6 protein-coding genes are annotated in these 6,136 nt (G+C 74.1%); 3 read left to right on the top strand and 3 right to left on the bottom strand.

Annotation, left to right across the window (positions count from 1 at the left end; all coding sequences use genetic code 11):
- The first annotated feature begins 187 nt into the window (after window positions 1-187).
- From E4099_RS27800 to E4099_RS27790, 3 genes are all read left to right on the top strand, one after another.
- Entirely contained in the window at window positions 188-1,549 is a 1,362-nt protein-coding gene (locus tag E4099_RS27800; protein ID WP_245245238.1) for a coiled-coil domain-containing protein, read from the top strand.
- Between the two features lie 72 nt (window positions 1,550-1,621).
- Window positions 1,622-1,834: an FmdB family zinc ribbon protein gene (locus E4099_RS27795; protein ID WP_135341878.1), complete on the top strand. Its 213-nt coding sequence runs from the start codon at window positions 1,622-1,624 to the stop codon at window positions 1,832-1,834.
- 506 nt (window positions 1,835-2,340) lie between these two features.
- A complete protein-coding gene (locus E4099_RS27790; RefSeq protein WP_245245237.1) occupies window positions 2,341-3,123 on the top strand; it encodes a DUF4383 domain-containing protein in 783 nt (260 codons plus the stop codon).
- Here the strand turns inward: E4099_RS27790 and E4099_RS27785 are convergent.
- The 3 genes from E4099_RS27785 to E4099_RS27775 form a co-directional block, all read right to left on the bottom strand.
- Complete coding sequence (locus E4099_RS27785; RefSeq protein ID WP_135341876.1) at window positions 3,098-3,760, bottom strand: O-methyltransferase; 663 nt, start codon at window positions 3,758-3,760, stop codon at window positions 3,098-3,100. The genes E4099_RS27790 and E4099_RS27785 overlap by 26 nt on opposite strands.
- Before the next feature lie 146 nt (window positions 3,761-3,906).
- Window positions 3,907-4,554, bottom strand: coding sequence for a response regulator transcription factor (locus E4099_RS27780; protein ID WP_167828501.1), 648 nt, complete (start codon window positions 4,552-4,554; stop codon window positions 3,907-3,909).
- The gene (locus E4099_RS27775; protein ID WP_209446771.1) at window positions 4,551-6,044 is read right to left on the bottom strand and encodes a sensor histidine kinase; all 1,494 of its coding nucleotides are present in this window, start codon (window positions 6,042-6,044) and stop codon (window positions 4,551-4,553) included. Before E4099_RS27775 ends, E4099_RS27780 begins: the two co-directional genes overlap by 4 nt.
- Between the last annotated feature and the right edge of the window lie 92 nt (window positions 6,045-6,136).

The raw sequence follows: 6,136 nt of genomic DNA, 5'->3' as shown, positions 1-6,136 counted from the left end.
CGTGGGCGCGGAGATGTGTATAAGCGACAGGTGCGGGCGTCTCGTTCGGTGGGAGAATGACAGTCGGACCTGGGCGATCGATCGGGAGAGGGACGTGACGGGGAGACGCGTGCGGTACCGGCGGGGTCGATCACGCCCGGGTCGCCGTATCGTCGCCGCTGTGCGTTCGGGCCGGGAGGTGGTCCGGCTGGGCCGAGTGGGGGGCGGTGCCGGGTTGCGCGGGGTACGGAATGCGGTGGGGCTGGTGTTGCTGCCGTTGCCGTTGATCGCGGTCGCGGTCGCGGCGGTGCCGGCTTCGCTGTCCGGGGGCGGGGGGCGGCGGTGGTTCGGTCGCGGGGAGAGCCAGCGGGCGGAGGCGCAGGCGGCGAAGGACGCTGCCGCCGCGGCGTTCTACGAGCTGGACACGGCGCAGCGGGATCTGCGGATCTCGATCGAGACGATCACCGCGGTGGACGACTCCCCCGCCGGCCGGAAGGCGGCGGCGGACTTCGAGGCGCTGGGCCGGCGGATCGACGAGGTGAGCCACGCCTACATCACCGCCGTCGACACCTATGACCTGGACCGGGACGGTCTGGACGCCGGCACGGCGGGTCGGGCCCGGGCGGAGCTGCTGCGGGCCAAGGAGCGGCTGGACGGCGCCAGGGCCGAGCTGGGACGCTTCGAGCAGGGGCTGGGTCCGCTGCTGCAACGGGCCGAGAGCCAGCTGGCGCGGCTCGCTCCCGCGGTGGAGCGGGCCCGGCAGGCACTGCGGGCGGCGAGTGACGCCCTGGACGCGGTACGGGCCTCCGGGCTGCGGGCGGACGATCTGGCCGTCCGGCTGGCGGCGCTCGCCCCGGAGCTGACCAAGCTCAACCAGGGTGCGGCCCGGCACGGCGTGCAGGAGACCATCCGCAGGGCGGACGAGGTGCTGCGCAAGGCGGAGTCGGTGCGTCTGGACGCCGAGCGGCTGCCGGAGCGGGCCGCGGAGACGGACCGCCGGCTGGTGTCGCTGCGGACCCGGGCGGAGGCGATCACCACCCGGGCGGCCGGGGTGCAGCCGGTCCTCAGTGAGCTGCGGCGCCGGTACAGCGCGGCCTGCTGGCAGGATCTGCAGACGGTGCCCGAGCAGGCGGAGCGGGATGTCGCGCTCGCGGAGGGGAAGCTCAAGGAGGCCCAGGCCGCGCGGGACGAGCAGCGCTGGCCGGACGCGACTGCCCTGCTGGCGACCGTACGGGCGCTGCTGAACACCACCGACGAGGCGGTTTCGGCGGCCGGCGAGCGGCTGCGACGGCTTGACCAGGTGTCCTTCAGCCCGCAGCAGGAGATCGAGCGCACCCGGTTCGCCCTCCGGGACGCGCAGCGGCTGGCGATGGCCGGCCGCAGCACCCCCGACCCCCGGCACGCACGCCCCCTGGACGCCGCCGTGGAGCGGGTGGACCGGGCGGTCGCGGGCCTGGAGGGACGCCACCCGGACTGGTGGCACTTCCTGACCGAGATGGAGGCCGTCCGCCAGTCGGTGGCTCGCGTGGTCCAGGAGATCCGCGAGGAGCGCGGCGCGGGAGCGCGCTGAGCCACGACGCCCGGTACGGGACGGTTCGCGTGGGGTGGGGCATGGCGGGGGCCACTGGTTATGCTGCGGCACATGCCTCGCTATGAGTACCGGTGCCGCGCCTGCGGGACGACGTTCGAGCTGAATCGGCCGATGGCCCAGTCGTCGGACCCGGCTTCCTGCCCTGAGGGCCATGACGACACGGTCAAGCTGCTGTCCGCGGTGGCGGTCGGCGGTACGGCCGCGACTCCCCGGGCCGCCGGGGGCGGCGGTGGCGGTTGCTGCGGTGGGGGCTGCTGCGGCTGAGGGTCCGGAGCGCCGACGGAGGCCGCCTCTTCGTCGCTGCGGTGAGCCGGGCCCGGTGCCGCCGCCGAGCGGGGTACTCGCGGTGCTGCCGCGTTCCCCGTGGTCGCGTGGCGGGGCGAGTAAGGGCGCTCGGTCGGTGGGCGCGGGTGACCTGCTGCTTCGGGTGCGCGTGGGCGGGTCGCGGTCATGCTCCTGACGGCCGCCGTCGCGCTCGGGGTCTGCCCACCGGTCGCGGGGTGGGCCGCCTACCCCCGCCCGTCGTGACGGGCGCCTGGTGGGGGCCGTCGTCGGGGCGCTCGTGTTGAGGGTTGGGCGTGGGGGGCGGATGCTGGGTTCGTGTGTGCGGTCCCGGGTGGATGGCGCGCGGTGAACGGACGGCGTACGGGCCCGGGGCGCTGGCGCGAGGGAGGCCGGCGATGGTCCATACGGCCAGTACCAGCCACAGTCTGCGGCGCGGTCCCCGTCCACGGCGGGCCCAGGCGCGGCGGATCGCGTTCGATGACCAGTTGCCGCTCGATCACCGGCTGAACCAGGTCTACCGGGCCGGGGCCGGGCTGATGGGCCTGGTGCTGATCGTCTTCGGTGTCTTCGGGCTGATCGACAGGGTCGGCTTCTTCGACACCCATGGCGACCGGATCGCCGGGCTGAACACCAACGGCTCGCTGAGCGTGCTCTCCATCGTGGTGGGCCTGCTGCTCTTCGCCGGCATGGTGATCGGCGGCAACTTCGCCTCCACGCTCAACTCGGTGCTGGCGATCGGGTTCCTGCTCAGCGGCTTCGTGAATCTGGCGCTGCTGCGGACCGACTTCAACTTCCTGGCGTTCCACATCCAGAACGTGTTGTTCAGCTTTGTCGTCGGGGTGCTCCTGATGATCTTCGGGATGTGGGGGCGGGTGAGTGCCACGCTCCGGCACGACAACCCGTACTGGCGTGCCCGGCACCCGGAGGAGGCCGCGCGGGAGAGCCGCACCCAGGCTCGGGCGCGGGCCAGGGCCTTGCGGAGGTCGCTGAACGAGGGCGCCTCGCCACAGGAGATCGCCCGGCTGTGCTACAGCCCGTCCGGTCCCCCAGCGGACAAGGCCGCCGAACCCGGTACGGCGATCCCGGAGCCGGTGCCCGGGGCCGTCGGCACCGGGCACCCCGGGCAGGAGTACGGACGGGAGCAGGGGTATGGGCGGGAGCACGGGCACGGGCACCGGCGCGGCTCCAAGAGGGAGCGGCGCCGGGTCAGGTCGCGGCGTATGAGGTCGCGGCAGGCTCCGGTTACGGGCGGCGGCGGGCCAGGGTGAGGCCGTCGGCGACGGTCAGCATGACCGCCTCGGTGCGCGGGTCGGCGGCCACATGCCGGTTGAACTCCTTGATCGCGGCGGCGGCGCCGGTCGCCTCGGGGTTCACGACCTGCCCGCTGAAGAGCACGTTGTCCGCGACCAGCAGTCCGCCGGGGCGCAGCCGGGGCACCAGCTCGTCCCAGTAGGCGATGTAGTTCTGCTTGTCCGCGTCCAGGTAGACCAGGTCGAGGTGCGGCTCGGCGGGGAGCGCGCGCAACGTGTCCAGGGCGGGGGCGATGCGCAGGTCGATACGGTCCGCGACGCCCGCCTTCGCCCAGGCCTCGCGCCCGTAGGCGGTCCACTCCTCGGAGATGTCGCAGGCGATCAACGTGCCGTCGGCGGGCAGGGCCTGGGCCATGGAGAGGGCGGAGAAGCCGGTGAAGGTGCCCACCTCGAGGACCGTCCGGGCGCCGATGAGACGGACCAGGAAGGCGAGCAGCGGGCCCTGCTCCTGCGCGGACTGCATCCCGGCGGCGTCGGGCAGCTGGGCGTGGGTGGTGTCGACCAGTTCGCGCTGTACGGGGTCGAGCGGCGGATTGTTCGCCAGGACGTACGCGTACAGCTCGTCGGTGAGGGGTGCGCTCTTGTTCTCGGCCACTGCGTTCGGCTCCCAACTGCCCGGGGGCGAGGGGTCGGGGGGCGTTCGGCTCCCCAGGGGTCGGGGAGCGTACGGCCCCGGTTCCTGGGGGCGTTCCGCCTCCTGGATGGGTCGGGAGGCGTGCGGCCCCGGGTCCTGGGGAGTGCTCAGCTCCCCAGGTAGCGGAGTACCGCCAGCACTCGCCGACTGTAGCCCGAGCTGCCGGGCAGTTCGAGCTTGTCGAAGATGGCGTTGATGTGCTTCTCGACGGCGCTGCGGGAGACGTGCAGGCGCTCGGCGATGGCGGTGTTGGCGTGTCCCTGGGCCATGGCGTCCAGCACATCCCGTTCGCGCGGGGTGAGCTTGCCGAGCGGGTCGGTGTGGGTGCTGCGGACGAGGAGTTGGCGGACGACCTCGGGGTCGAAGGCGGTACGGTTCGCGGCCACCCGCTCCAGCGCGTCGAGGAACTCGTCGACCTCGACCACCCGGTCCTTGAGCAGGTAGCCGATGCCCTCGCCGGCGCCGGTCAGGAGTTCGGTGGCATAGCGCTTCTCCACGTACTGGGAGAGCACCAGCACGCCGATCCCGGTGTGCTGGGCGCGGATCCGCAGGGCGGCGCGCAGCCCCTCGTCGGTGTGGGTGGGCGGCATGCGGACGTCGACCACCACGGCGTCGACGTCCGGGTGGCGCTCGACCTCGGCGAGCAGGGCGGTCGCGTCGCCGACCGCGGCCACCACCTCGTGGCCCTCCTCCGCGAGCAGCCGCACCAGCCCCTCGCGGAGCAGGGTGGAGTCGTCGGCCAGGATGATCCTCATACGGGGGTGGCTGCCTCTCCGGTGGTGGGTCGGGGGTCGGGGACGCCGTCCTCGCCGGCGGCGGGCGCGGCGTGGACGGTACGGGGTGCGGTGGCGGGTGGTTCGGCGGGATCGCCGAACCGACGGGAGTGACCAGGGTCGCGGGCGGTACGGGCTGCGGCGACGGACGCCTCGGCAAGGTCACCGAGCCCGCGGGAGTGGACGGTACGGGCTGCGGCGACGGACGCCTCGGCGGGATCGCCGTGCCCGCGGGAGGGGCCGGGGCCGTGGGCCGCGGGTTCGCCGCAGGGCAGTTCGGCGGTGACGGAGGTGGGCCCGCCGGGTGGGCTGTCCACCCGCAGCCGGCCGTCGAGCGCGGCCACCCGTCGGGCGAGGCCGAGCAGCCCGCTGCCCGCCGGGTCGGCGCCGCCGGTGCCGTTGTCGGTGATCCGTACCAGCAGGGTGGCCGGGTGCCGGGCGGCGACGTGGGGTGCCCCGGCCGGGTCCCGGTAGCCGAGGCTGACCCGGATCCGGTCGGCCCCGGAGTGCTTGACCGCGTTGGTGACGGCCTCGCAGACCACGAAGTAGGCGGCGGTACGGACCGCGGTGCCGGGCTCGTCGGGAAGCCGGTGGTCCAACTCGACCGGTACCGCGGAGCGTTCCGCGACGGTCTCCAGGGCGGCCCGCAACCCGGCCTCCTCCAGCACCGTGGGATAGACCCGCCATGCCACCTCGCGCAGTTCGGTGAGCGCCTGGCGGCTTTCCGCGTGGGCCTGGGCGAGCAGCGCCGCGGCCCGCGCCGGATCCTGGCTGCGGCGCGCCCGGCCGAGCAGCATGCCCAGGGCCACCAACCGCTGCTGGACCCCGTCGTGCAGATCGCGCTCGATACGGCGGCGCTCGTCGTGCACGGCCTCCACCACCCCGGCCCGGCTGCTGGCCAGCTCCTCGATACGGCGTTCCAGCTCCTCCTGGTGGCTGGGGCCGAGGAAGTGGCGGGCCAGCCGGCCTTCCAGCGCGGCGACGCCGATCATGCCCTGCACGCCGAGGAAGAGCAGCAGCATTCCGCCCACCCCGGAGGAGATCACCACCAAAGCGGTGTTGTGGGTCATGATGAACCAGCCCCAGCACAGGAAGCTGGCGTACGCCAGCCCGCAGAGCGCGGAGAGCAGCACCAGCCCGCCGAGCAGGCCCAGCGCCCAGCGCGCCGCCAGGTACTGGAAGGCGCGGCGGTCGGTGTGCTCGGCGGACACCTGGTGGCGCAGCAGTCCGGCCAGCCGCCGCCGCTCCACCGCCACAAGCCGCCGTACCCCCGCGGTCACCGGGCCCAGCACCCGCTGCCGGGTGGCCGGCCAGGCGGTCACGCACAGCAGGGCCAGCCCGGACACGGCCACGTAGAGCAGTTCCACGGCGGCGGTGCACAGCCCGGCGGCCAGACCGGTGACCAATCGCCCCCCGGCCCGTGCCCAGCCGTTCCGGCCGCCGTCTTCGACGTGTACGCTCCTTCGCCGCATGGGGATCACGCTAGCCGGGCGCGCTGGGCGGGACACTGAGGATTTCCGCAGCGTGTGGGTGGTGCGGACGCCCGCCCCGGCCACCCCCGACC

This window comes from Streptomyces palmae (genome assembly GCF_004684805.1).
GTDB classification, from domain to species: Bacteria; Actinomycetota; Actinomycetes; order Streptomycetales; family Streptomycetaceae; genus Streptomyces; species Streptomyces palmae.
This window is presented reverse-complemented; position numbering and strand designations above follow the sequence as displayed.

Coding starts and splice junctions, on each gene's coding strand:
- E4099_RS27795 (WP_135341878.1), top strand. CDS start 1,622: ATGCCTCGCTATGAGTACCGGTGCCGCGCCTGCGGGACGACGTTCGAG.
- E4099_RS27780 (WP_167828501.1), bottom strand. CDS start 4,554: ATGAGGATCATCCTGGCCGACGACTCCACCCTGCTCCGCGAGGGGCTG.
- E4099_RS27775 (WP_209446771.1), bottom strand. CDS start 6,044: ATGCGGCGAAGGAGCGTACACGTCGAAGACGGCGGCCGGAACGGCTGG.